A 25,614-nucleotide genomic window follows, 5' to 3' on the forward strand; every position below is an offset into this window, starting at 1 on the left:
CCCCATGCACACCGATCTGCCCGGATACGCCGAACTGCACTGCCTGTCGGCCTTCAGCTTCCAGCGTGGCGCGTCCACCGCCGAGGAACTGTTCGCACGCGCCGCCGGCCAGGGTTACCGCGCGTTGGCCATCACCGACGAATGCTCGTTGGCTGGCATCGTACGCGCATGGCAGGCGGCGAAGACGCACGGCGTGGCGCTGATCGTCGGTGCCGAATTCCAGGTTGAAGACGGGCCCAAGCTGGCCCTGCTGTGCACCAACCAGGCCGCTTACGCCGGGCTGTGCCAGCTGATCACCACCTGTCGCCGGCGGGCAGCCAAGGGCGGATACCGCTGCCTGCGCGAGGATCTGCAGGGACTGCCCGAGGGCCTGCTGTGCCTGTGGCTGGACCGGCAACCGGCGGCCACCGAACTGGAACTGCTGCGCCGTTGTTTTCCGCAGCGCCTGTGGCTGGCCGTGGAGCTGCACCACGAACACGACGACACGCGCCGGCTGCAGCAGCTGCAGGCCTTCGGCGAGCGCCACCAGTTGCCGCTGGTCGCCAGTGGCGACGTGCACATGCACGTGCGCCGGCGTCGTGCCTTGCAGGATACGCTGACCGCGATCCGCCACCGCTGCAGCGTGGCTGAGGCTGGCTGGCGCCTGTTTGCCAACGGCGAGCGCCATCTGCGCCCGCGCACTGCACTGGCCCAGCTGTATCCGCCCGACCTGCTGGCAGAAACCCTGCGCATCGCCGAACGCTGCCACTTCTCCCTGGACCAGCTGAAATACACCTACCCGCGCGAACTGGTGCCCGAAGGCCACGACCCGGACAGCTGGCTGCGCGTGCTGGTCGAGCGCGGCATTCCCTGGCGTTGGAAAAAGGGCATCGAGCCAGCCCAGCGCAAGCAGATCGAACACGAGCTGGCACTGATCGCAAAGAAGAACTACGCCTCCTATTTCCTCACCGTGCAGGACATCGTGCGCTTCGCCCGCAGCCAGGACATCCTCTGCCAGGGCCGTGGCTCGGCCGCCAATTCAGCGGTGTGCTTCGTGCTGGGTGTGACTGAGATCGACCCAGCGCGCAGCAACCTGCTGTTCGAGCGTTTCATCTCCGCCGAGCGTGATGAACCACCGGACATCGACATCGACTTCGAGCACGAGCGCCGCGAGGAAGTACTGCAGTACGTATTCAACCGCTATGGCCGCGAGCGTGCCGCGCTGACGGCGGTGGCGATCAGCTACCGTGGCCGCAGCGCGATCCGCGATGTCGCCCGCGCGCTGGGCCTGCCGATGGACCAGGTCAACGAGCTGGGCGCGGCGATGGACCATTGGGGCGGCAACATTCCGTTGCCGGAAACCCTGCGCGAGCGCGGTTTCGATCCGGAAACACCGTTGATGCGCCGGCTGCTGGCATTGACCGCCGAGCTGATCGATTTTCCGCGCCATCTGTCGCAGCATCCGGGCGGCTTCGTGATTTCCGAGCATCCGCTGTCGACGCTGGTGCCGGTGGAGAACGCAGCGATGGCCGACCGCACCGTCATCCAGTGGGACAAGGACGACCTGGACGCCACCGGCCTGATGAAGGTCGACTGCCTGGCACTGGGCATGCTCACCGCCATCCGCAAATGCCTGGCGATGCTGCAGCAGCACGGCCTGCACGAAGGACGCATGGATGCAATCGAGGACGATGACAAGCCGACCTACGACATGATCTGCGCCGCCGACACCATCGGCGTGTTCCAGATCGAGTCGCGCGCGCAGATGGCGATGCTGCCACGCATGCAGCCGCGTAATTTCTATGACCTGGTGATCGAGGTGGCGATCGTGCGCCCTGGCCCGATCCAGGGCGACATGGTCCATCCCTACCTGGAACGTCGGCGGATCCTGCGCGAACAAGGCCCGGATGCGTTGAACGATCCGGACAACCCGCTGTATCCAGCGCGACTGGAACGCGTATTCGCGCGCACACTGGGCGTGCCACTGTTCCAGGAACAGGTCATGCAGTTGGCGGTGGACGCGGCTGGCTACACCGCAGGCGAAGCCGATGCCCTGCGCCGTTCGATGGCCGCCTGGAAGCGTCGTGGCGGCCTGGAACCGCACCGCGAAAAGCTGCTGACGGGCATGTTGAAAAACGGCTTCAGCCTGGAATACGGCGAGCACCTGTTCGAGCAGATCAAGGGCTTCGGCGACTACGGTTTTCCGGAAAGCCACGCGGCCAGCTTCGCCCTGCTCACCTATGCCAGCTGCTGGCTGAAGTGCCACCACCCGGCTGCATTCACCGCCAGCCTGATCAACAGCCAGCCACTGGGCTTCTACAGCCCCGACCAGCTGCTGCAGGATGCGCGCCGGCATGGCATCACGGTACTGCCGGTGGACGTGCGCCACAGCGACTGGGATTGCACGCTGGACTTCAGCAAGGGCGCGGCGGCAATCCGGCTCGGCCTGCGCCTGGTCGATGGCTGCAGCGAACCGGCCGCGCAGATCATCATGCGTGAACGCGCACGACGCCCCTTCGACGATGTCGGCGATCTCTGCCAGCGCACCGCACTGGATCGCCGCCAGCAGGGCCTGCTCGCCGATGCCGGCGCCCTGCGCGGCCTCAGCGGCCATCGCCACCGCGCACGCTGGGATATCTCCGGCGTGGAGAACCGCCTGCCGTTGTTCGACCAGGCCCGCGCCACCGCCGAAGCGCGCGTGGCCCTGCCCCTGCCCAGCGCCTGGGAAGACATGCAGGCCGATTACCGCAGCACCGGCACCACCCTCGGCCGCCATCCGATGTCGTTCCTGCGTGCGCAGCTGCGAACCCGTGGCTGCCTGGATGCCGCGCAGCTGGCCAACCATGGTCATGGCCGGCGCGTACGCATCGCCGGCCTGGTACGCATGCGCCAGCGCCCGCAGACCGCCAGCGGCGTCACCTTCCTTACCCTGGAAGATGAAACCGGCATGGTCAACGCCGTGGTCTGGCGACATCTGGCCGACCGCCAGCACCACGTCCTGGTGGATACGCAGCTGATGCAGATCGACGGCCGGCTGGAACGCGTGGATGGCGTGCAGCATGTGATCGTGCAGCGCATGCACTGCCTGGACGAACTGCTGCAGGGACTGCGCAGCCACAGCCGCGACTTCCATTGACGATACACACCGTCACACACCGAACTGGCCACGGCCAACCGGATTCCGCTATCGTCGGCCACGTCCAAGGAAGGAATACACAATGGCTCGTGCCCTGACCCTGACCACCCTGGTGGTCGCCATGCTCGCGTTGCTCGTTTCCGGCTGGACCGCCTGGAACCTGCATCGCAGCCAGTCACCGCACCGCGTGATCGAAGCGCGCGGCCTGATCATCCACGATGCCAGCGGCCAGCCGCGGGTGATCCTTGGCGCCCCGGTTCCCGACCCCCTCAGCCGGGGCCGCCCGCAGGGGCCACGTGCCACCGCCCTGTCCGGCCTGATCCTGCTCGGCCCCGATGGCTCCGAGCGCGGCGGCTACGGCACCAGCGACCGGGGTGGCGAAGCCCTGCTGACCCTTGACGATGCCACCGGCACCACCGAAGTCTTCAAGGTGGTGGCCAACCCGGACCGCGGTGCCAGCCTGATGGTCAAGCACCAGAACAACACCGGCGCCATGCTGAGTTCCTGGCAGGGCAAGCCGGAGCTGGTGTTCCTCGACGACAGCGGCCAGTCCTACTACGTGCGCCCCGGCGCCAGCGCTGCGCCCTGAGCGCGCACGCTCAGCGCATCACCGCCGCCAGGTCATCGGCCAACCGACGTTGCTGCGGCGGGCCGAGTGCCGCACAGGTGATGCGCAACCCATGCGCCGGTGCAGACACCGCAAAGACTTCCCCCCCACGCACATGCCAGCCACGCGCCGCCAGCGCCAGCACCTGCGGCGTGCTGTCGGCCGCCAGTGGCAGCCACAGATTCAAGCCTTCCATCGGCATCGGTGTCGGCAGCCCGCGCGCCTGCAGCAGGGCCTGCAGACCCTGCAGCCGCTGCTGGTAGCGCTCACCGGCGGCAGCCACCTTCGCCCGTTGCTGCGCCGACTCCAATACCGAACTGGCTGCATCCTGCAGCAGATGGCTGACCCAGCCGGTGCCCGCCGCCAGGCGCAGGCGCAGTCGCACCGCGGTCTGCCCATCGCAGGCCAACCAGGCCACGCGCAGGTCCGGGCCCAATGCCTTGGACAACGAACGCAGCAGCGCCCAACGCCGACCGTCCATCGGCAGCACCGAGTGATAGCTCTGCTGCGAGAGCAGCGCGTAGTGATCGTCGATCAGCACCGCCACCTGCGGATAGCCGGCCAGCAACTGGCGTAGCGCACGCGCACGCTTCGCATCCAGGCTGGCACCGGTGGGATTGTGCGCGCGTGGAGTCAGCAGCACCGCGCGTGCACCCGCATCCAACGCCTGCCGCAGTGATTCCACCTGCATGCCGTGCGTATCCACCGCCACCGGCAACGGCACGTGTCCAGCCGCACCGAGGACATTGAGGCTGCCCAGGAAACAGGGATCCTCCACCGCGATGCGGTCCCCCGGCAGCAGCCACGCCGACAGCAGGCGCTCGATGCCATCGACCGCGCCGTGGCTCAGTTCCAGCGCATAGCCCGGCGGGCAATCGGCATCCAGCGAGGCTCGTGCCAGGCGTTGCATGCGTGGATCAACCGTCTCCACCCCATACAGGCGCGAGGACGTCGCAGCCACCCGCAGGCTGGGCAGGCAGCGCGGATCCGGATTGCCGCCGGCCAGATCGTGCAGGGCCAATCCCGGTGCACTGCCCTCGCGTGCCATCGTCGCCGGCAGGCCGCGCACCACGGTGCCGCGACGTCCCGCCGTACTGGCCAGGCCCGCCGCGTCCAGCCGCTTGTAGGCAGCGGCTACGGTATTGCGGTTGACCCCCAGTCGATCGGCCAGATCCCGCACCGGCGGCAGCACGCTGCCGGCCGCCAGATGGCCGCTACCGATGCCCTCGCGGATGCTGTCGAAGATCGCTTCGGCGCTGCTCCCGGTGATTTTCATTTTGTCCTATGCCAAACTATCTCTTGTCCTGTGCCAGTGTATCCCACCCTGGCCACCCCGCACCGGAGGTGCCCCCATGTCCCTCGCCGCCGCCGACTGGCCCGTCGCCCAGTCCGTCGAACAGATCGCCGCCAATCTCGCCACCGTGCACCAGCGCATCGCCAGCGCCTGTGCCCGCGCCGGTCGTGATCCGGCCAGCGTGCGCCTGCTACCGGTCAGCAAGACCGTCGATGAAGCACGCATCCGCATGGCCGTAGCCGCCGGTTGCCACCAGCTGGGGGAAAACAAGGTGCAGGAGGCGCAGCGCAAGGCCGAGGCCATGGCTGACCTTGGCGTGCACTGGTCGGTCATTGGCCACCTGCAGACCAACAAGGCCCGGTACGTCGCACGCTTCGCCAGCGAGTTCCAGGCGCTGGACAGCCTGCGCGTGGCCGAGGCGCTGCAGCAGCGGCTGCTGCTGGAGGACCGCACGCTGGATGTGTTCGTACAGGTCAACACCTCGGCCGAGCCCAGCAAATACGGCCTGGAACCAGCAGCGGTGGCCGACTTCGTGCAGCAGCTGCCCGCCTTCGACCGCCTGCGCGTGCGTGGCCTGATGACCCTCGCCATCTTCACCCCCGAGGTGGAACGCGTACGCGCCTGCTTCGTGCGCCTGCGCGAGCTGCGCGACCAGCTTCAGCAGGCGGCGCCGGCAGGCCTGGACCTGTCGCAGCTGTCGATGGGCATGTCCGGTGATTTTGAAGTCGCCATCGAGGAAGGTGCCACCGTCGTCCGCGTTGGCCAGGCGATCTTCGGTGCACGCTCCACGCCCGACAGCTTCTACTGGCCCACCCCGGGAGCACCGGCATGAAGCGCGCCGTTGCCCTGCAGCACGTGGCCTTTGAAGATCTTGGCACCCTGCGTCCGCTGCTGCTCGCGCAGGGATGGCAGGTACATGCACTGCAAGCCGGCGTGGATGCACTCGATGCAGCCGAAGATGCCGATCTGCTGGTGGTGCTGGGTGGCCCGATCAGCGTCAACGATGGAGCGGCCTACCCGTTCCTCGCCGACAGCATCGCGTTGCTGCAGCGTCGCCTGCAGCAACAGCGGCCGACGCTGGGCATCTGCCTGGGCGCCCAGTTGATGGCGCGCGCACTGCATGCGGTCGTTGCCCCCACCGGCGGCAAGGAAATTGGTTTCGCACCGCTGCTGCTCACCGATGAAGGCCAGCGCTCACCTTTGCAGGCATTGCAGGGCATCCCGGTGCTGCACTGGCATGGTGAAGCCTTCGAACTGCCGGAGGGCGCACGCCGCCTCGCCAGTACGCCCGCCTGTCGCCACCAGGCCTTCGCCATCGGCCACCATGCACTCGCCCTGCAATGCCATCCCGAACTGGATGCGCGCCAGTTCGAGCGCTGGCTGATCGGCCATGCGCTGGAACTGGCCGCGGCCGGCATCGATCCCATCGACCTGCGCGCGCAGGCCCGCCGCTACGGCGGGCCTCTCGCCGCCGCGGCGACCGCGATGTTCCAACAGTGGCTGCACGACCTGCCGGAGACCCGCCCATGCACTACCGCCTGACCATCCAGCACAACGGCATCCACTGGGGCCATTTCAACTGTGACGGTCCCAACGCGCTGCAACGCATCGATGCCATCGCCGCACGCCTGACCGCCGCCGAAGGCTTCAGCCTGCAACGGCAGAAGGGCATCGGTGAGGAGCGCATCCTCTCCAGCACTGCCGATGGCCTGCGCGTGCTGGCCGCGCAGATCCAATACCGCGATCTCTGACCATCGCGCCAGGTGCCGGCCAGCGGCCGGCACTACCCGGCTACCCACTCCCATGCGAAGCTTCACGCATGTTGAAACTGTCACGCGGCACCATCGACGGCCTGCGCATTGCCCCACGCTGGCCCGCGTCACAGGTCATCGTCGAGGCCGAGGTTCTGCAGCGCCTGCTCGACGCGCAGGCCCTGCTGCCGTCCACGCTGCGTCTGCTGGTCACCCGCGGCTTCGAATGCAGCCAGGGACAGCTGGGCGGCTTCCGGCGCGTGGTCCGGCGGCTGGGCATCGCCGTGTTCCGCTGCTGCTATCGGCATCGCCATGATGAGATCGACGCCATCTTCGGCGCCAATGGCCACGATCTGGACGGGCGTCATGTGGATGTCTCGCTGGTCCTGCACGGCCAGCGCCTGCGCCTGCTTCCGCTGGGCGTGTTCACTCCACTGCGCTGGCAGCAGCAGCGCGTCAGCCGCCATGCCGACGCCGTTGCAGCGGCCAAGGATGCACTGCAGCGATGCGGCTTCGATCTGCACCCCAACGCCACGGAGAGCCTGCAGATCCACTGCGACTATCGCGGCATCACGCTGGCGGAACCGTCGCGTTGATCGACGTTCCCCGCGTGTTGCAGGCAACCTGCACCGACCTTCAGCAACGGCTGGGCCGGATCGACAACCTGTCGGGCAATGGCGAACGAAGCCTCATCATCGAAGGCGAACTGCTGCGGTTCCCTTATCGTATCTACGCCGACGCCACGGACCTGTTCCGGCTCGCATCCCAACTGCAGCGTGATACGCGCGCCCTCTGCCTCTGCCTGCTCTCGCGTCACTGCGACGGACATGTACGGCAACGTGCGATCGAGACGCTGGGGCCCTCGCCGATGCCCTGGGTGCATGCCTTCCATCTCGCGTTGCTGGGTGAGTACGTAGACGAGATCGCATCGACCGTGGCGATCCAGGCGCGGCACACCGGCCTGCAGCGCTATGCCGCGCTCATCAGCGAGAACCACGCCTTCTTCGACCTCTGCCGACAACGCGCCGCCAGCTACTGGGATGCTTACTACCGCGCCCGCTACTCCACCCTGCGCCTTTTCCCTGCCCACAGACTGCTGCTGCAGATGGCCAACGCTGCGCGCTCGCCGTAGCGCTCTCTGCACCCGCCAACGCCCATCCGCTCGGCACCCTGCCTCCCCGCCTATAGATGCAAATGATTCTCCTTTACTGTAAGGTAATGCCGCTGCCCTTGCCGCCGCGGGCTGTTCCCTTCCCCAGCCTTCGCCCGCCCCGTGCCCACGCCTGTCGAATCGACGGATGTCGCGCAGCTGTGCGCCGCCCATTACCGGCCGCTGCACGCCCACGTCCGTCGCAAACTCCCACAACGCAGTGACGCCTATGATGTCGTCCAGGAAACCTGGCTGCGTGTCGTCAAAGTCGCCGCCAGCGGCCTGCTCGGCAATGGCCGCGCCTACCTGTATCGCGTCGCCCACAACCTGATCGCCGACCACTATCGCCTGATCCAGCGGCGTCGCGAAGAGGCCTTGGACGACGCGCAGCTGCAGGCCATCGCCGATCCCGCCCCGTTGCCCGAGCAACGCCTGCTCGATGCCGAACAACTGCGTCACCTAGACGCGATCATCGCCGCCCTGCCGCCGCGCTCGCGCGAGGTGTTCCTGCTGGCGCGCGTCGAACAGCTCGGCCTTGCCGACATCGGCCGCCAGCTTGGCATCAGCCGGCAGACCGCGCATGGCCATCTGCTGCGCGCGCTGGTGGCCCTGCAGCAGGTGCCGACCGCATGAGCCAGGATCCGATTGCCCGCGAGGCAGCGCGCTGGTGGCTGCATGCGCACGACGAACAGCGCGACGAAGCTGCCTTCACCCAGTGGTACGAGGCCGATCCACGCCACGCGGCGCAGTACCAGCACCTGTTGCGGCTGTGGCAGGCCGGTGCAGCACTGCCAAGCCTGCAACGGCAACAGCAGCGTCGCCAGCGCCGGCGCCTGCGCGAAGCCGGCATCGCCGTGCTGCTGCTGTGTGCGCTCGGCCTCTACACCCGGCACAACGCCCTCCCGCCGGTACAGACACTGCGCACGGCATCAGGCGAAATCGAAGAGGTGCGCCTGCAGGACGGTTCTCGCCTGCAGCTCTCGCCGGACAGCGAACTGGGCGTGCGCATCGATGCCAACCGGCGTGCGTTGCAGCTGCGGCACGGCCAGGCCTGGTTCCAGGTCGCGCCTGATCGCGACCGTCCGTTCCAGGTGCATACGCCGCACGGTACGGTCACGGCGGTGGGTACTGCCTTCGATATCGCGGTCAACGGCGATGCCAGCGTAGTGACCGTCACCGAACACCAGGTGCGCGTGGACAGTGGCTCGGGCAGCAGCGAAGCGGCCGCCGGCCAGCAGCTGCGCTTCGATGGCACGGCGCCCTCGGCCGCGCTTGCAGCAGCCCCGGCGCAGCTGGCATGGCGCGAACGCCGGCTGGCCTGGGTCTCCGCGCCGCTGGCTGACGTTGTCCAGGATCTGGATCGCTGGTACGGCGGCCGCACCTGGATCGCCGGCGACGCACTGCGGCGGCAGCCGGTCACGGTGCTGGCCGACGCGGATACGGCCGCGCACAGCCGCGACCAGCTGGCCGCCGAACTGCACGTGCGCGTTGTCCGTATCGGGCCCAACCTGCAGGTGTGGCTGCCGGCGAAGGCATCGTCCGATGCACGCTGAACGCATCGACCCTGACATCCGGGCCACCGCTGCGTCTTCCCAGGGTGACGACGCACTGCGTCACTCCCTGGAGCCCACGATGCTGTCCCACCGCCCCCTTGTTCTTGCACTGTCTCTTGCCTGCGCCGGTATCGCCCCCGTGCTTGCTGCCACCGCGCAGGCGCAGGCCAGCGCAACCCGCCGTTACGATATTCCCGCACAGCCGCTGGTCACCGCGCTGGACGCCTACAGCCGCCTCAGCGGCGTCGATCTGGTGATCGGCCGTGCCATGCCAGCCAACCAGAGCGCACCCGCCCTGCAGGGTGACTTCGACGACACCCAGGCATTGGCACGGCTGTTGGCCGGCAGTGGCCTGCGCGCGCGCTTCATCGATGCACGCCGTGCCACCCTCGAACCGGCGCCGGCCAGCACCGGCGACGGTAGCCGCCACACCGGCCCGCTGCGCGTGCAGGGGCGCACTGCCCATGCCACGACACCGGGCACGGGTGCCAGCCAGTACATTCCGGCCACGCAGGATGGCTTCGCGCCGAAGATCGGCAGCGAGCGGGTCGCCATGGCCGAGCGCCAGGACGGCAACAGCCTGCTGCGCTCGATGCCCGGCACGCACAGCTTCCACTCGCGCAGCCAGCCCGGCCTGCAGGTCAACATCCGCGGCATGGCCGGCGCAGGCCGGGTCAACACCATGATCGACGGCGTCACCCAGACCTTCCGCAACAACGCCGGCCATGGTTCGGGCGGCCCGTTCGCCTACGTGGACCCGTTCCTGTTGGCAGGCGTCGACGTACAGCGCGGCGCGGTCAGTGGTGGCGAGGGTGCCGGCACGCTGGCCGGCAGTACCAACTTCCGCACCCTGGACATCGAAGACCTGGTCTCCGATGGCCGCGATTGGGGCCTGCGTGCAGGCTATCGGCATGGCAACAATGGCTATGGCAGCGGACGTACCTTCGCCGGTGCCTGGCGCCACAGCGAAGACGGTGGCGATCGCCAGTTCGGCCTGTTGGCCGCCGCCAGCAGCAGCCGCAGCAGCGAATACGCCACGTCCCATGGCCAGAAGAACGATGCCGACCCCGGCAGCCAGCAGCCCAGCAGCTGGCTGCTGAAGGCGCGCCTGCAGCCCAGCGACCAGCACCGCCTGGACCTGAGCCACATGCGCTATGAAAACGACTTCTACCACAACTATCCCTGGCAGATTTCCGCCCGCAACCAGCGCGCCAGCTACCACTACACGCCCTACTCGCCGTGGATCGACCTGCGCGCCAGTTTCGGCGCCAACAAGACCCGGCTGTTCTACCCGCCGGTGGAAGATTCCAGCTACATCGGCCGGCGTACCCACAGCAGCCTGAGCAGCTGGAACGTGGACAACACCAGCCGTTTCGACCTCGGCGCCGTACAGGCACGCTGGAACACCGGCATCAAGCACCAGTCGGACATCTTCGTTGCCGATACCCCCACCCTGCGTGGCGCCAACCCACAAGGGCGCAGCCAACTCGACAGCGTGTTCACCACGCTGGAGCTGCAGTACGACACCTACGCACTGTCGGCGGGCCTGCGCCAGGACCGCTACAACATCCGCGGCCACGTCCCCACCTGCTCGGATGTGCCTGGGCAATGCCTGGAGATCGGAGGTGGTGGCATCGACGTCGATCGCACCCAGCATGTGCTCAGCCCCAGCCTCTCACTGTCGGTGCAGGCCACTGACTGGCTGCAGCTCTTTGCCGAAGTCTCGCGCACCTCGCGGCCGCCGCGCGTGCAGGAAATGTTCTTCGAGAAGATCCCGCTGGAAGGCATGAGCGATGCCGACGGCGTCGGCGCCAACCCCTTCCTGCGCCGCGAGCGTTCGCGCAACCTGCAGTTCGGCGCCAACCTCAGCGCCAGCTCGCTGCTGGTCGACGGCGACCTGGTGCAGCTGCGCCTGACCCGCTTCGACAACCGCATCCGCGATTACATCAAGCCACAGTACCTGCTGATCGTGCATCCGCCGGAAGTCGAACCGCTCGTGGTACCGATCGACAGCGACCCGCAGCTCAACGCGTGGACCGACAGCCTGGAGGTGGACGACTTCAGCACCACCACGCGCTGGATGAACCATCCCGGCGTGGTGCGCATGCGCGGCCTGGAACTGGAAGCGCACTACGCCAGCGAGCACTACCACGCCACCCTCAGCTGGACCCGCTCGCGCACCAGCGCGCCGGCCATCGAATTCGTCAACCTGGAAGACATCACCGCCCTGCCCGACCGCTACTGGACGCTGGATGTCGGCGGCCGCTGGTGGCAGCAGCGCCTGCAGGCCGGTGTGCGCGCCGAGTACTCCGGCCCCACCGAAGAGGGTTACGACTTCTTCCAGACCCGCAAGACCGGCGGCACCGGCGTGCTGCTGGATTTCTACGCCAGCTTCAAGCCACAGGCCAACACCACGCTGTGGCTGAACATCGAAAACCTGCAGAACAAGGCCTATGACAACAACGCCTCCATCGACAGCATCTTCAGCCCGATCCTGGACCGCGGCAACGGCCGTGGCCGTACCGTCTCGGTGGGCGTCAATGTGGCGTTCTAGCCGGCGCTGGCTGGGGCTGGGTCTGATCGCGCTGGCGGCGGCAGCCGGCGCGCAGCCGATGCCCGGCAAGGTGATCGACCTGGCCAGTGGCAAGGAGCTCGACCAGGCTGCCTTCGTGCAGCGGGTTGCTGCCGCCGAGCGCGTGCTGCTCGGCGAGCGTCACGATATCGATGCCGACCATGACGCCGAACGTTGGCTGCTGCAGGCATTGCAGCAGCAGCGCCCGCAGGGCGCGCTGGTGCTGGAGATGATCGAAAGCGAACGCCAGCCGCGACTGCAGCGTGTGCAGCGCTGGCTGGACAAGGGCAACCGGGCAGAATCGCAACGGCTGGCCGAACTGCTGGACTGGGATCCCCGCTGGCCTTGGACACGCTATGGCGGACTGGTACAGATCGCCACCGATAGCGGCATCCGCCTGCAGGGCAGCAACCTGTCGCGCGCTGAAGTCAATACGCTGCTGGCGTCATCGCCCGAGGTGGTGTTCCCGGCCGACGGCGCGCGGCAACGGTTGTCAGCAGTGGTGCTGGCCCAGCACGCCGACGCTGCGCCCATGCTCGACGGCATGCTCGCCGTTCAGCACGCGCGCGACACGCGGATGGCACGGGTGCTGATGCAGTCGCCGGCACCCGCCCTGCTCGTCGCCGGCCGCTGGCATGTGCTGCGTGGCACGGGCGTACCCGGTTATCTGCCAACCTCTGCGCCAGCGCTGGTGATCGCGCTGGCCTCAGTCGACGAAGATGTGGCGAGAGATGACGCTGATCTGTTGTGGGTGGTCGGCGATGAGTGAGCGTCGGCAGCACTGGCAAGCGGTGACGATCAGCATCGGGCTGCACCTGCTGCCGTTGCTGCTGTTCGTCCACTGGGTGTCCACCCCGCCGCTGCAGCCGCCGCCGGAACAGGACGTGCGCATCAGCCTGCGCCTGCTGGCGCCAGCCACGCCGCCGCAGCCGGTGGAAGAACTGCAGTCCGAACGCTTCAGCCAGGCCCAGCAATCGCGGGCAGCCGAGGCGCGGAAAACACGCCCACCACCGCGGGCCACGGCGGCACCCGAGGGCCACCTCGCCGCCAGCGAGAAGAATGGCGACGGCCAGCAGCCCTTGCCCGTGGCCCCACCTGCGGCCGCGACCGATGCCCGTTCCGCACCGGCATCGATCACGGCCGCACCGCCCGCTCCGGACGCACCACCGGCGGACTTCCAGGCCGGCGCCGCCAGCGACCAGTGGGAAGCCCGCCTGATGGCGCGGCTGGAGCGTTACCGCTATTACCCCGCCGCAGCGAGGTCGCGGCGCCAGCAGGGCACCGTATGGGTCAGGGCCAGCATCGACCGCGACGGCCACCTGCGGGCATTGCGCCTGGAACAGTCCAGTGGACAGCCGATGCTGGATGAAAGCGCGCTGCAGACATTCCGCCGCGCGCAGCCTCTGCCCCGGATTCCAGAAGAACTGCCAGCTCCGCAGGAACTGGTGGTGCCGGTGGAGTACTACCTGCGCTAAGCGCTGTAGGCCTCTGCCTCGATCTCGAACAGCATTCCGTCCAACGCCAGCCGCGGCACCGGAATCAACGTGCAGGTCGGCGCTGGGCGATTGGCCCAACGTCTCCGCACCTGGCGGGCGATGATGCCCAGGCGATCCTCGTCGTGGTCGACCACCAGGATCCGCAGCCGTGCAACATCGGCCAGATCCGCATGCGCCGACCGCAGCGCGGTCTGCAGATTGTCCAGTGCCTGCGACACCTGCTCCTCGAAGCTCGGCGACAGGCTTCCCTGGTCGTCCTCGCCTCCCTGTCCGGCGATATGGATCACACGCGCTGGCAGTCGTACCACCGCCACATGCGAATATCCGTTGGCACTGGGATCGTGCAGGCCGGGCGGATCGAACAGATCCAGCAGGCCATGGCTGAAGTCCGGGGTGGTCAGCAGGTTCATACCGCATGCCTCGTGGGGAATGCGACGCAGTCTGCGACCTCAACTGCTGTTGAGGTCAAACCGATTACCTGCAACAGAGCGGTCCAACGCACGCAACGATCGGCAGGATCAGGTCCACGCCGGATCCGCGGTGAAATCGATCGTCAGCCAGAACGTGCTGCTTCGCGCGTCCAACCGCACTGCAATCTCATCGCGCATCGCATCCACCTCACCCACCGTGCCCAGCGGAGTCGACGGCGACGTCAGGATGTGGATCTCGATGAAGCGCATCCGCCCCATCTTCGCCACATGGCTGGTGAAGCCGGCATAGCCATGCTCGGCCACGAATGCCTGCATCACCTGCTGCACGCGCTCGTCCAGGTCATCGGGCGCCACCTGCAGCACTTCGCGCATGGCCCTCCACGCACTGCGCGCCGGCACCGGCAACACCGCCAGGCTGATCAACGCCAGTACGATCGAGTCCAGATAGGGCACCCAGTGGTGCCACTTACCGCCATGCAGCACCAGCGCCAATACGAAGGCCAGCACCACCGCCAGGCTCATCAAGCCCCCCAGCAACCAGCCGCGCACATCCAGCCACAGCAATGCCGACTGCAGCCTGCGGGCACGCTGGGCCACGAACGCGGCCATGCCCAGGTTGCTGGCACTCAGCAGCGCCGCCCACCACAGCGCCGGTCCGAACTTCACTTCGTGCCCGCCGGTGGTCAAGCCGATCACCGCGTTGGCCAGCGCATACACGCAGGCCAGCGAGAGGATCACCCCGCCCAGCGCCTCGACCATCGGCTCCAGGTGCCAATAGCCGTACTGGAAGCGCGGGCTGTGCTCCCGCGCCACCAGCCGCAGCACCGACAACGACACCAGGGTCAGGGCTACGTCGACCAGGCTGTAGATGCCGTCGAACAGGATGGCCTGCGATCCCACCAGCAGGCCACCGATGAAGCCGACCGCGCTGACCGCCACGGTGACCCCGATCGAGAACTTCAGGATGCGTTGCTCGCGCGCGGTATCCATCGTCCGCCGAAGGGCCGACCGTACCGGCTCAGGCCTTCAGCACCTCCACCTTGTAGGACGGCACGTCGCCATCGCGCTCGATGATAAGGCCATGGACGTCCGACTCGAAGCCCGGGAAGCGTGCGTTCTGCTCGCGGGCGATGCGCAGCGACTGGATGATCGGTTCGTCGCGGTCGCCGAAGCGCTCGCCCGGCATGATCGTCGGGATGCCCGGCGGATACGGCACCAGCATCGTCGCAGCGATGCGGCCGCTGATCTGCTCGATGTCGACCCGCTCGATCTCGCCCTTCACCAGGTGGTTGTAGGCATCGGCCGGGGTCATCACCGGCGTCGGCAGGTCCACGTACATCTCACGCATCACCTTGGCCACGGCGAACTCCTGGTTGAACGCATGCAATGCGTCGCACAGGTCACGCAGGCCCCAGCCGGCATAGGCATGGGGATAGTCGGCGGCCAGCGACGGCAGCGCCTGGGTCAGCGGCGCGTTGCGGTCGTACAGCTCCTTGAACGCCATCAGCTCGGTAACCAGCGTGCTCCACTTGCCCTTGGTGATGCCCATCGAGAACAGGAACAGCACCGAATACAGGTTGGTCTTCTCCACGGTGATGCCGCGGCCCCACAGGAACTTGCTCAGCACCGCAGCCGGGATGCCCAGCTTGCCTATGCTGCCGTCCATCGACAGCCCCGGCGTCAACAGGGTCACCTTGATCGGATCGATCAGCACATAGTCATCGACCAGGTTCTCGAACCCATGCCAGTGCGCATCGGGCTGCAGGTACCACTCCTCGCGCTTGGCGATCAGCGGCGCCGGTGTATCGCCCTTGTCCAGGCTGCGCTCGACCTTTGTCGGTTGCCACACGCTGAACCACCAGTCATCGCGGCCCAGATCGTCGCGTACGTGCAGCATCGCCCGGCGGAAGGCGATCGCCTCGTCATGCATTTCCTGCACCAGCGAACGCCCCGCATCCCCTTCCATCATCTTCGAGGCAACATCACACGCCGCGATCACGCCGTAATGCGGGCTGGTCGAGGTATGCATCATGAACGATTCGTTGAAGCGTTCGGCGTCCAGGTCGCGGCTGGCCGAATTGCGCACGTGGATCATCGAGGCCTGCGAGAACGCGGCCAACAGCTTGTGCGTGGAATGGGTGGTGAAGATGATCGCGTCCTGCTCGCGCGGCTTGCCCTTGGCCATGCCGTAGTGGTTCTCGTAGAACGGATGGAACGCGGCATAGGCGTACCAGGCCTCATCGAAATGCAGGAAGTCGACCGCGCTGCCGATCTCCTCGGCGATTTTCTCGGCGTTGTAGCACAGGCCGTCGTAGGTCGAGTTGGTCACCACCGCGATACGCGGCTTGGAACCGGCCTGGTAGGCCTGGCTGGCCAGCGGATTGGCCGCGATGCTCTGCTGCAGGGCTTCCGGGGTGAACTGGTCCAGGCTGATCGGACCGATGATGCCGTGCGCATTGCGGCTGGGCGTGAAGTACACCGGCACCGCGCCGGTCATGATCAGCGAATGCAGCAGCGACTTGTGGCAGTTGCGGTCGACGAACACCACGTCGCCGCGGGCCACGGTGCCATGCCACACGATCTTGTTGGCCGTCGACGTACCGTTGGTGACGAAGAAGGTGTGGTCGGCGCCGAAGTTGCGCGCGGCCTCGTCCTCGGCCTCCTTGATCGGGCCGGTGTGATCCAGCAGCGAGCCCAGCTCCGGCACCGAAATCGACAGATCGCTGCGCAGCGTGTTCTCACCATAGAACTGGTGGAAGGCGCGCCCGACCGGTGACTTGGTGAACGCCACGCCGCCGGCATGGCCCGGCGTATGCCAGGAATAGTTCGACTCGGCCGCGTGGTGGATCAGCGCCTTGAAGAACGGCGGCAGCAGGTTCTGCATGTAGTCTTCGGCCGCACGCATCACCTGACGCGAGATGAAGCTCTTGGTGTCTTCGAACAGGAAGATGAAGCCGTGGATGTACTTGAGCAGCTTGCTCGGCACCTTCTCGATGGTACGGCGCTCGCCATACAGGAACACCGGCAGGTTGGCCCGGCGCGCACTCTGCTCGCGCAGGAAGGCGGTCAGGCGCTGGAACTCGCCATCGACCTCCTCGCTGCCGTCGATCGAGATCAGCACCGCCGAAGCGGCCACATAGGTACGGGCGCCGGCACGGGCATCGTCCAGGTTCAGGCCGCACAGCACGCGCTGGTCATTGCTGCGCAGCTCTTCCACCAGCGCACGGATGAGGATGCCGCCGATGCGCGGCGAGTCGTAGTCACCGTCGATGACGATGACCGGATAATCCAGGGACTTGAAATACACGTTGATTCTCCTTGTCTAACTCAGGAACGCTGGGCGCCGGACGAAATTGCCGCCGCCTCGCGGGAACGCTGCCGCTGCTGGCGACGCTCCTCGCTGAAGAAGGGATAGAACACGGTGATGAACAGCACGAACAGGAAGGCGTACTGCACGATCGTTCCCGACGAGCCGTAGATCGCCCACAGGCAGTACACGACCGTCAGGCTGGTCAGGGTCCAGAACGCACCGGTGTGCACCAGCGTGTGCGACCGCTCCACCACGAAGTAGCAGGCCACGCACGAATAGATGTACGGCAGCAGCGTCAGCACGACCGCCGCCGAAGTGATCACGTCAAACTGAGCCGAGGCCGTCTTTGAGGTGGAGGTCACCAGCACCGCCAGGGTCATCAGCACGGCCACGATCAGCACGCCCTTGACCGGCACGTCGTCCTTGTTGGTCTTGCTGAAGATGCTCGGGAACAGGCCATCATCGGAGGCCGCCTTGGCGCTCTGCGCGGTCAGCAGGATCCAGCCGCCCAGCGAACCTGCGGCGCCGATGAAGGCGCACAGGCTGACCAGCGCACCACCCCAGCCCCCGACGGCCTTGGCCGCCGCCAGTGCGAACGGCGCGTCAGACACCTGCAGCTCGCCGTTGGGCACCATACCCATGATCACCGACGAGCTGGCGATGTAGGCGATGGCGGCCAGGAACACACCGGCCAGGGTGGCGCGGGCCACGTTCTTCTCCGGGTTTTCGACCACACCGGCCGTGACCGAGGCCGACTCGACGCCGATGAAGGCCCACAGGGTCAGTGCCGCAGCACTGGAGATCGCACCGAAGTTCGACTCGCCGGAGACGTTGTAGGCCCCCTTGAAGATGTCGGCATCGAAGAAGAACCAGCCGAAGATGGCGATACCCAGGATCGGCACCAGCGCGAAGCTGGTGGTGACCGTCTGCACGCGGCTGACGAACGCCGGTCCGATCATGTTGGCAAAGCTCAACGCCCACACCAGGATCAGCACCGCGATGCAGCGCACCAGCGGCTCGGACAGGATCGGGAAGAAGTAGCTGAAGTAGCCCACCGCCGCGATGGGAATGGCAACGTTGCCGATCCAGTTGGCGAACCAGTAGATGGTGTTGGTCTGGAAGCCCATGTAGGGACCGAACCAATCGCGTGCATACGCATACGGGCCACCCGCTTTGGGCGCCAGCTTGCCGAGTTTGGCGAACACGAAGGCCAGCAGCAGCGCACCGGCCGTGGTGATCAGCCACCCCCATATCGAGGCGGTACCGATCTTGGCCAGGCTGGAGGGCAGCAGGAACACCCCTGAGCCCATCATGTTGCCGGCGACGAGGAAGGTGGCTCCGACCACCCCGATTTTCTTTGCTTCTGCCATGACAATCTCCTGTACCTGGCATGGGCCCGGTGAACCCGGGCGTGGGGAATGGCTACGCTGGTGTGCTGCCGCTGGCGCTTACTTGATGAAGTTGTATTGCAGGCTGCCCTGCACCCGGACCGTGTCGCCGCGTGCTCCGCTCTGCTGCTGCAGGCGGCCGTACAGCAGTTCCATGCCCATCGTCCACGACGGTGCCGGGCTCCAGATCAGGTTGAACACGCCATATCGGCTTTGCCGGAATGCATCACTCGGCAGCGCCGCATTGCGCTCGAGTGTCAGCTGACCGTAGATCAGGTTCGAGCGCCACAGATCAGACCAGTAGTGGGTATAGCCGAAGAAGCCACCGTGCAGGTCCAGCGCATCGATGCGTCCATCGGCACCTACCACGGCGTCAAGACCGGAACCGGTGAGATCGGCGGTATAGCGGCTCAGGCCGCGGCCGCCCAGCGCGCCGAACAGCAACAGATCGCGCTCCCCCACCGAGGCCGAGCCACTGAGCTGCGCGCCACCGGCAAAGACACGGCCACGGCGGGCATCGCCGTCGTAGGCCAGATTGCGCGCCACGACGCCCAGTTGCAGGTGGCCCCAGTCACGCTCCATGCGCGCGATGGCACTCACATCCGGCAATCGATTGACCGCCGCCATCGCATCGCTGGCGCCGGCCAGCTCGGTGTCCGGGTCTTCGGCGGCCAGGGTCAGGGTGTTGCCGTTGCCCAGTGCAAAGCTGTGATGGATGCCGGCCACCAGCAGGTAACCGGCGCCGCCGGGTCCAGCAAAATCCAGCGTGTCGGGCAGGCTGTCCGGGTCCATGAAGCTGGAATACCCGTAACCCGCATACGTGTTGCCAAGCTGGCCATAGGCATGGCGCAGGCGAAACTGATAGCCATCGCTGCTGCCGAAGAAGTCATTCTCCAGATAGAAGCGCAGGTTGCCATGGGTGGTCGGCCGCCGCGCCTCGAAACTGAAACGCGTCTGCTTGGCGTGGATGTTGAAGTTCGAAACATCGCGATGGCTGCCGCCCACCGGCATCGACGAGGGAATGAACTGATCCTCGTCCCCGGCGCCGCGCGAATCCGCAATCGCATCGAGCTTGGCATAGCCACCGATGCGGATCACGGTGTCGGTGCCGGGAATGGCGAAGAAGCCTTTCAGGTCCGGATCGGTCGGGCCGGCGGCGCTGTCCGGGCGCGAGGCCGCCGTTGACGGATCGGCCACCGACTCACGCTGTGGCAGCACGGTCGGCGACACGCCGGGAACCTGGGTCGGGTGCAGGATCCCGCTGGCGGTTGACACCGTCGTGGTCGCCTGCGATGCAGTGGGCGTCGGCGTCGGCAGTACAACGGGAGCCGCAGCCGCACGCTCTTCGCGTCGTTCAAGCTGGTCCAGACGCTGCTGCATGCCCTGCAGCGTCTGCCGCATCGCGTCGATCTCCCGACGCAATGCCTGCGCATCATCCTGTGCGTGCAACGGCATCGCTGCCATCGCCGTCAGGCACCCCATACTCAGTACCGCCAAGCGCATTGCATCCTCCCCGGACTGGAACTTCCGCCGCGCGGCCGAGCAGCGCGCGAGCGCCGCCCCGACCTCAACGAGCCGTTGCTGGAAATGCGGGTACTGCGTCGACGACCGTCGCCAGCCTGCGCGATGCAGGCAACAGGGCGATGACATTGCCCCACCTGCCCGGACAGCGCCGGAGTCGCTTCCACTGCGGCAGCGCTGCCGAAGGGGTGGCGACCGCAGGGGTCTGGGTAACAAGCGCTGGGTGAGAATGTCGTGAATGGCATTGCGCGCACGCCCTCTCGAGGGCATGACGTGTGCGGCATCCATAGCGCAGTGACGCTGTATTCCATGCGCCAAGGCTAGTTCGACTGTCGCTTTTGGCCTTGATTGGGATCAAAGCGAAATGCTTGATGTCAGTCACGATTCAGACGTGACATCTGTTCGTGACGTGCGCAGCCCTCTTCGCCGGGACTGTCGCAGAAAGCAACAGGCCCCACATGTCGCCATGTGGGCCTGTCACTCGGTTCAGCAGCCCGGGGGCCTCAGCGTGGGCCGAGTACCGCCTGCAGATCGTTGCCCTGCGGAAGGCCGGCACGTCGCTGCACCTGGCCCTGCGCATCCTGGAACAGGATGCCGGGCGTACCCTGGAAGCCCATCTCCACCATCAGCACCTGGTTGGCATCCAGTTTGGCTGCGATGTCCCGGCTGATGCTGGGCAGCGGCTTGATGCCACCGCGATCGAACTGATGCTCGTTCTCCAGCAGTGCCGCACTGGGATCGCGCGCGGCCATGATCGCCGCCGCCTTGGCCGGACTGTCTTCGCGGATCACGCCGACCATGATGTGGCGCAACTGCACCTTTCCTGCGTCCACCCAGGGCCGTGCCGCCTCCCAGAACTTGTGGCAGTAAGGACAGTTGGCATCACTGAAGGTGTACACCACGCGCGGCGCATCGGCCTTGCCATCGCGTACCCAGGCACTGGCCTCCAGCTTGCTCCACATCTTGGCCGACATCGGCGCGGCAACCAGCTTCTCCAGCGTCTCGGCTGCAACTTCGTTGCCCTCGGCGTCGAACAGGCTACCCACCAGCACATGCTTGCCATCGGCGGTCACGTAAGCCGCCGCCGGCTGCTGGCCACCAACCATGCCGGCAAAGCCGCGCAGCCCGCCCGGCGCGTCGAACTCGGAGACCACCTCGAAGCCATGCTTCTCGATGCCCTTCAGGACAGCTGGCAACTCACCCTTCCTGGCGGCTGCCGTTGCCGAAGCCGTTGCCGGTGCAGCGGCACCCTTGCCCGGCGGGGTCTGTGCCTGGCTGCAGGCAGCCAGCGCCAGCATGGCCGGCAGCATCAGCGTATGCGCGATGCGCGGGGAAATCGACAACATGGAAACTCCGTAGTGGGATGCCAGCGCAGGCTACCGCAGCCGGCGCAGTTTGTGTTCAAGACCGGCCTGGGTCAGTTCGCCGAGATGCAGTTCCTGCAACCGCCCCTGCGCGTCGAAGAAGAGCGTGGAGGGGAAAGCCCGGACGTCCAGCGAGGTAGAGGCAGCCGATGACTCATCCAGCAGGACGTTGCCCAGCGAGAGGTGTTCAGCGGCTAGAAAGGTCTGGACCTCGGCAAGGGTCTCGCCCTGGTTGAGGAAGACGAACTGGATATCGGCATGCTTCTGCTGGGCCTTCGCCAGTACCGGCATCTCCCGGCGACACGGGCCGCACCAGCTGGCCCACAGGTTCAGCACGAGCGGCCTGCCGTGAAACTGCTGCAGGTCGATCGCCCTGCCCTGCAGGTCGACCACCTGCAGTGTCGGCAGCGGCATCTGCTTTGCCTGCCAGTACGCGAGCCCCTGGCTTGCACCGCCCCACAGCAGCAGTCCGGTCAGCGCACCTGCCAGCACCGGCGCCCTCAACGCGCGATGCCTGCGCAGTCGCCACAGCGCCCAGGCAAATCCAGCGCCGATCACAGCGGGCAGGTGATACCCACCATCGGCAATCTGCAGCACGCTCCAGGGAGCTTCACGATAAAGGCTGAAATGCGCGGCAACAAAGGACAGCCGGCCACACAGCAGGCCAACCAGCAGCATGTCCAGCACCATCCCGGCTGCAGGTGGCCGAGCCTGGCCAGGCTCAGCACGCGACCAGAACCGCGCAATGGCCATCGCCAGCAACAGGAAGATCAGGATCAACACCACCGGCATCGGCACCGGCCCAACACTCGACATCAGCTCACCTGCTCTCGCCTGCATAGACCCGCATGGTCAAAGCGTCGTGCCTGCGATGCAAGCACGACGCATCCAACAGCGTTCATCAAGCGGCGTTGCGCCCCAGCTGCGTGCCCGGCGAGGCGCGCAGCCCCCGCAGACTGCCGGCCACGGCAGGCGTCAGCGGACGGTCGCGGCGTTTATTGCTGACGTGGCGACGATAGTTGGCGGGCGTCATGCCGACGATGCGCAGGAACAGCCGGCGGAATGCGCTCTGATCAGCGTAGCCCACCCCCCATGCAACTTCGTCGATGCTGGCGCCCTGCTGCAGCAACGTCTGCGCCTTGGCCACGCGCAGTCGCTGGCAGTACTCGATGGGCCGCAGCCCGGTCGCCTTCAGGAAACGGCGTTGCAGGGTCCGCGGTTCCAGGCCGGAGATCTCACAGATTGCCCCCAGCGTCGCCCCACGTGCAGCCGTGGTATGCAGCCAGCGCTGCGCCTTCAGCACGTCACGGTCACCATGGGCGAAGTTGGCACTGAATCGCTCGAGATCCTGCTGGATCCCCACTGGCACCACTATCCCCAACTGCTGTGCCACCGCGCTGGCCACGCCTTGGCCGTGCAGCCGGTACAGCAGGCGCAGACCGAGGAAGCGCCAGGCCTGGGCCCCGCCCACGGTGAGCAGATCGCCATCATCGACGAGTGCACGCTCACTGGGTGCCCAGCTGCCGACCTGCACCTGCAGCGCCGGATGGCGGTTGAGGTCAGGGCCTGACACCGTGCGCCCCCTCAACAGACCCGCCCGTGCCAGCACACTGACCCCGTCACCTGCGGCGGCCAGCAGGCTGCCGCCGTCGTAGTGGGCCCGCAACCAGTCCAGCAGGACATCCTCGGCGCGCAGCGACGCACCGGAACTGACCTGGCCCGGCAAGGCGATCACTGCGGGAATTGCCGCGTCCAGCATTTCGGCACCGGCAATGCGATGCACGCCGGTATTGCTGGCAGGCACAATCCAGCGGGTGACGAGCACCCGCTTGCAGGGCCGTCGCTGCTGCTGCGCCAGACGATTGGCGACGTGCGCCATTTCGGCAAGCACCGATGCAGCCGACGGGTCGCCTCCGGGGTATTCAACCACCGCAACCTCGACGAATCCTTCGTTGCTGATTCCCTCCACTCCCCACCTCCTCTTCCGGTTCAGGCCGTCGAGCGGCCGGTTCAGGTTGAGGGTAGGAACTGCTTTGCCCCGGGGGCTATGAAGAAAGTTGCAAAGTGTGCTGAATGGGCGACGCAGGCAAAGCCTTGACTCTTGACCAGAGTCCAGGGATGACTATGCACGGCAGGTCCAGAGGAGTCCGCCGTGAACATTGGTCAGTTGGCACGCCAGGCCGGCGTCCCCATCGACACCGTCCGCTATTACGAACGTCAGCAGCTTCTGCCCACCGCGGCACGTACGGCAGGTGGCTATCGCATCTTCGGCGAGCAGGATCTGCGACGCCTGCGCTTCATCCGCCGGGCAAAGACTCTGGGCTTCAGCCTCGACGAGATCGGTGAACTGCTTTCCCTCAGCGATCATCCTCCGCAGGACATGGGCAGCGTGCGTGACACCGCGCGGATTCGACTGCAGGACATCGAGTTGCGGATGGCCGAACTGCAGCGCATGCATGGCGCCCTCTCGCAACTGGTCGAGGCCTGCCCCGGACATGGCGCGCTCGACCAGTGCCCGATCCTGGCCGCGCTGACCGGCGAAGACCGCTGAGCGCCTGGCGTCTGCGTCGACACATGTGCTGCCTGGCAGGCGGAAATCGCCTCCGCGCCATCGCGCGCCATGTGTAGAAAAGTGCAACAAAGCGCTTGCCAACCCCCCGGGGGCACGGCTATTATTTCGCTCCTCAGCGACGTGGGGCCATAGCTCAGCTGGGAGAGCGCCTGCATGGCATGCAGGAGGTCAGCGGTTCGATCCCGCTTGGCTCCACCATACTTTCGGCATTAGGCCGTCGAAAGGTCGCAAAGAACATTGATGAGATCTGCGTCCCCATCGTCTAGAGGCCTAGGACATCACCCTTTCACGGTGGCGACCGGGGTTCGAATCCCCGTGGGGACGCCACTCATCATGAACAACGAGGACCCGGCCGATAACCGGGTCTTTTTTGTTCACCGCCCACCGGCATTCAGGTTGTGGCGTCGGAACGCTCCTGCCCTTGTGGCAATGAACGATTCGATGAAAAAGCTTCAAAAAAAGCTTCCACAAATGTGAACAGGCAGGTATGATAGGCGGCTCGGTAACACGGGGCCATAGCTCAGCTGGGAGAGCGCCTGCATGGCATGCAGGAGGTCAGCGGTTCGATCCCGCTTGGCTCCACCACTTTCGACATTAGGCCGTCGAGAGTTCTACAACTTGAAGTTTTTCGTGCGTCCCCATCGTCTAGAGGCCTAGGACATCACCCTTTCACGGTGGCGACCGGGGTTCGAATCCCCGTGGGGACGCCAGTTTCAAAGAGGACCCTGCTCCCAGCAGGAATCCTGGTTTCATGGGGCCATAGCTCAGCTGGGAGAGCGCCTGCATGGCATGCAGGAGGTCAGCGGTTCGATCCCGCTTGGCTCCACCACTTTCGGCATTAGGCCGTCGAAAGTTCTACAACTTGAAGTTTTTCGTGCGTCCCCATCGTCTAGAGGCCTAGGACATCACCCTTTCACGGTGGCGACCGGGGTTCGAATCCCCGTGGGGACGCCAATCTTTGAAACCCCGGCTTCGGCCGGGGTTTTTCTTTGCCTGCGATTCCCTGGTGACCGCGTTTCAGAACCGGCGATACATGCCGATCGAGGCTGGCGCGGTCGCCGCAAAGCCAAACTGCGCATACAGCCGATGTGCCTCGCCATCGGCCAACAGACTCACATACGCCGACGGCGGCAGGTTGCCCTGCATCCAGTCGCTCAGACGCTGCATCACCGCCTTGCCCAGACCCTGCCCCTGCAGGCGCGGCAGCACGGCGATATCGCAGACCTGCAGGTGGCAACCACCATCGCCGATGATCCGGCCCATCGCTACCAGCTCGCTGCCCTGGTAGGCACAGACACCGAAAACGGTATTGGGCAATGCCCGCGTCGCCGCCTCATGGGTCTTTGCGCTGAGCCCGGCCAGCGCACGCAGCTGGCAGTAGTCCTCGACCGTCGGCACCGCCTGACGGAACTGGATCGTCTCTGGATCATTCATGCAACGTCTCCTGGAAGGTCGAGCTATCCTGCCGCATCCACGTCGCAGCCGCTGCG

23 protein-coding genes and 6 tRNA genes are annotated in these 25,614 nt (G+C 66.3%); 19 read left to right on the plus strand and 10 right to left on the minus strand.

The genetic code is table 11. The features are described from left to right. Positions 1 to 4: 4 nt before the first annotated feature. A complete protein-coding gene (locus CR918_RS10580) occupies positions 5 to 3,115 on the plus strand; it encodes an error-prone DNA polymerase (RefSeq protein ID WP_099842808.1) in 3,111 nt (1,036 codons plus the stop codon). Positions 3,116 to 3,197: 82 nt separating this feature from the next. After that, positions 3,198 to 3,704: a hypothetical protein gene (locus tag CR918_RS10585; protein ID WP_025879224.1), complete on the plus strand. Its 507-nt coding sequence runs from the start codon at positions 3,198 to 3,200 to the stop codon at positions 3,702 to 3,704. 10 nt (positions 3,705 to 3,714) lie between these two features. On the opposite strand, the gene ptsJ is transcribed toward CR918_RS10585, so the two are convergent. Continuing rightward, positions 3,715 to 4,998 carry a MocR-like B6 salvage transcription factor PtsJ gene (gene ptsJ, locus CR918_RS10590; RefSeq protein WP_099842810.1) on the minus strand — a complete coding sequence of 428 codons (1,284 nt, stop codon included), beginning with the start codon at positions 4,996 to 4,998 and terminating at the stop codon, positions 3,715 to 3,717. A 76-nt stretch (positions 4,999 to 5,074) separates the two neighbouring features. Here ptsJ and CR918_RS10595 point away from each other — a divergent pair, with 76 nt between their 5' ends. The 10 genes from CR918_RS10595 to CR918_RS10640 all read left to right on the plus strand — a co-directional run bounded on the left by CR918_RS10595 (position 5,075) and on the right by CR918_RS10640 (position 13,517). Next, entirely contained in the window at positions 5,075 to 5,848 is a 774-nt protein-coding gene (locus CR918_RS10595) for a YggS family pyridoxal phosphate-dependent enzyme (protein WP_099842812.1), read from the plus strand. Next, entirely contained in the window at positions 5,845 to 6,558 is a 714-nt protein-coding gene (locus CR918_RS10600) for a glutamine amidotransferase (RefSeq protein WP_099842814.1), read from the plus strand. Before CR918_RS10595 ends, CR918_RS10600 begins: the two co-directional genes overlap by 4 nt. After that, positions 6,543 to 6,767 carry a hypothetical protein gene (locus tag CR918_RS10605; protein ID WP_099842816.1) on the plus strand — a complete coding sequence of 75 codons (225 nt, stop codon included), beginning with the start codon at positions 6,543 to 6,545 and terminating at the stop codon, positions 6,765 to 6,767. The genes CR918_RS10600 and CR918_RS10605 overlap by 16 nt, the downstream gene beginning before the upstream one ends. 68 nt (positions 6,768 to 6,835) lie before the next feature. Continuing rightward, positions 6,836 to 7,363, plus strand: a complete 528-nt coding sequence (locus CR918_RS10610) for a hypothetical protein (RefSeq protein WP_099784559.1) — start codon at positions 6,836 to 6,838, stop codon at positions 7,361 to 7,363. Further along, a complete protein-coding gene (locus tag CR918_RS10615; protein ID WP_099842818.1) occupies positions 7,360 to 7,899 on the plus strand; it encodes a hypothetical protein in 540 nt (179 codons plus the stop codon). Before CR918_RS10610 ends, CR918_RS10615 begins: the two co-directional genes overlap by 4 nt. A gap of 141 nt (positions 7,900 to 8,040) precedes the next feature. Continuing rightward, a complete protein-coding gene (locus CR918_RS10620) occupies positions 8,041 to 8,550 on the plus strand; it encodes an RNA polymerase sigma factor (RefSeq protein ID WP_099842820.1) in 510 nt (169 codons plus the stop codon). Continuing rightward, positions 8,547 to 9,470, plus strand: a complete 924-nt coding sequence (locus tag CR918_RS10625; protein ID WP_099842822.1) for a FecR family protein — start codon at positions 8,547 to 8,549, stop codon at positions 9,468 to 9,470. Before CR918_RS10620 ends, CR918_RS10625 begins: the two co-directional genes overlap by 4 nt. Positions 9,471 to 9,549: 79 nt before the next feature. Then, on the plus strand, positions 9,550 to 12,024 hold the full coding sequence (locus CR918_RS10630; RefSeq protein ID WP_099844340.1) for a TonB-dependent receptor: 2,475 nt from the start codon (positions 9,550 to 9,552) through the stop codon (positions 12,022 to 12,024). After that, complete coding sequence (locus tag CR918_RS10635; protein ID WP_099784567.1) at positions 12,011 to 12,811, plus strand: ChaN family lipoprotein; 801 nt, start codon at positions 12,011 to 12,013, stop codon at positions 12,809 to 12,811. The genes CR918_RS10630 and CR918_RS10635 overlap by 14 nt, the downstream gene beginning before the upstream one ends. Continuing rightward, positions 12,804 to 13,517, plus strand: a complete 714-nt coding sequence (locus CR918_RS10640) for an energy transducer TonB family protein (RefSeq protein WP_099842823.1) — start codon at positions 12,804 to 12,806, stop codon at positions 13,515 to 13,517. The genes CR918_RS10635 and CR918_RS10640 overlap by 8 nt, the downstream gene beginning before the upstream one ends. Here the strand turns inward: CR918_RS10640 and CR918_RS10645 are convergent. The 8 genes from CR918_RS10645 to CR918_RS10680 all read right to left on the minus strand — a co-directional run bounded on the left by CR918_RS10645 (position 13,514) and on the right by CR918_RS10680 (position 23,521). Then, positions 13,514 to 13,948, minus strand: coding sequence for a RidA family protein (locus CR918_RS10645; protein ID WP_099784571.1), 435 nt, complete (start codon positions 13,946 to 13,948; stop codon positions 13,514 to 13,516). The two genes, CR918_RS10640 and CR918_RS10645, sit on opposite strands and share 4 nt — an antisense overlap. 108 nt (positions 13,949 to 14,056) lie before the next feature. Further along, the gene (locus CR918_RS10650) at positions 14,057 to 14,959 is read right to left on the minus strand and encodes a cation diffusion facilitator family transporter (protein ID WP_099842825.1); all 903 of its coding nucleotides are present in this window, start codon (positions 14,957 to 14,959) and stop codon (positions 14,057 to 14,059) included. Positions 14,960 to 14,987: 28 nt separating this feature from the next. Beyond that, positions 14,988 to 17,276, minus strand: coding sequence for an Orn/Lys/Arg family decarboxylase (locus CR918_RS10655; RefSeq protein ID WP_099842826.1), 2,289 nt, complete (start codon positions 17,274 to 17,276; stop codon positions 14,988 to 14,990). Positions 17,277 to 17,296: 20 nt separating this feature from the next. Beyond that, positions 17,297 to 18,649 (minus strand): arginine/agmatine antiporter, encoded by a 1,353-nt coding sequence (gene adiC / locus CR918_RS10660; protein WP_025879235.1) that lies wholly within the window; start codon positions 18,647 to 18,649, stop codon positions 17,297 to 17,299. A 78-nt stretch (positions 18,650 to 18,727) separates the two neighbouring features. After that, positions 18,728 to 20,170: a DcaP family trimeric outer membrane transporter gene (locus tag CR918_RS10665; protein WP_099842828.1), complete on the minus strand. Its 1,443-nt coding sequence runs from the start codon at positions 20,168 to 20,170 to the stop codon at positions 18,728 to 18,730. 521 nt (positions 20,171 to 20,691) lie between these two features. Then, positions 20,692 to 21,534 carry a thiol:disulfide interchange protein DsbG gene (dsbG, locus tag CR918_RS10670; protein WP_032975238.1) on the minus strand — a complete coding sequence of 281 codons (843 nt, stop codon included), beginning with the start codon at positions 21,532 to 21,534 and terminating at the stop codon, positions 20,692 to 20,694. A 30-nt stretch (positions 21,535 to 21,564) separates the two neighbouring features. Then, positions 21,565 to 22,368 carry a TlpA family protein disulfide reductase gene (locus CR918_RS10675; RefSeq protein WP_099842830.1) on the minus strand — a complete coding sequence of 268 codons (804 nt, stop codon included), beginning with the start codon at positions 22,366 to 22,368 and terminating at the stop codon, positions 21,565 to 21,567. Between the two features lie 85 nt (positions 22,369 to 22,453). Further along, positions 22,454 to 23,521: a GlxA family transcriptional regulator gene (locus CR918_RS10680; protein WP_099842832.1), complete on the minus strand. Its 1,068-nt coding sequence runs from the start codon at positions 23,519 to 23,521 to the stop codon at positions 22,454 to 22,456. 183 nt (positions 23,522 to 23,704) lie between these two features. Between CR918_RS10680 and CR918_RS10685 the strand changes: the two genes are divergently transcribed. The 7 genes from CR918_RS10685 to CR918_RS10715 all read left to right on the plus strand — a co-directional run bounded on the left by CR918_RS10685 (position 23,705) and on the right by CR918_RS10715 (position 25,078). Further along, positions 23,705 to 24,103, plus strand: coding sequence for a MerR family transcriptional regulator (locus CR918_RS10685; protein WP_099842834.1), 399 nt, complete (start codon positions 23,705 to 23,707; stop codon positions 24,101 to 24,103). A 143-nt stretch (positions 24,104 to 24,246) separates the two neighbouring features. Beyond that, positions 24,247 to 24,322, plus strand: a tRNA-Ala gene (locus tag CR918_RS10690). Positions 24,323 to 24,375: 53 nt separating this feature from the next. After that, positions 24,376 to 24,451, plus strand: a tRNA-Glu gene (locus tag CR918_RS10695). Positions 24,452 to 24,633: 182 nt separating this feature from the next. Further along, positions 24,634 to 24,709, plus strand: a tRNA-Ala gene (locus CR918_RS10700). Between the two features lie 49 nt (positions 24,710 to 24,758). Beyond that, positions 24,759 to 24,834 (plus strand) — tRNA-Glu (locus CR918_RS10705). 43 nt (positions 24,835 to 24,877) lie between these two features. Beyond that, positions 24,878 to 24,953 (plus strand) — tRNA-Ala (locus CR918_RS10710). 49 nt (positions 24,954 to 25,002) lie between these two features. Continuing rightward, positions 25,003 to 25,078 (plus strand) — tRNA-Glu (locus CR918_RS10715). A 63-nt stretch (positions 25,079 to 25,141) separates the two neighbouring features. Here CR918_RS10715 and CR918_RS21050 read toward each other — a convergent pair. Beyond that, positions 25,142 to 25,558 carry a GNAT family N-acetyltransferase gene (locus tag CR918_RS21050; protein ID WP_025879241.1) on the minus strand — a complete coding sequence of 139 codons (417 nt, stop codon included), beginning with the start codon at positions 25,556 to 25,558 and terminating at the stop codon, positions 25,142 to 25,144. Between the last annotated feature and the right edge of the window lie 56 nt (positions 25,559 to 25,614).

This window comes from Stenotrophomonas indicatrix (genome assembly GCF_002750975.1).
Classification (GTDB): Bacteria; Pseudomonadota; Gammaproteobacteria; order Xanthomonadales; family Xanthomonadaceae; genus Stenotrophomonas; species Stenotrophomonas indicatrix.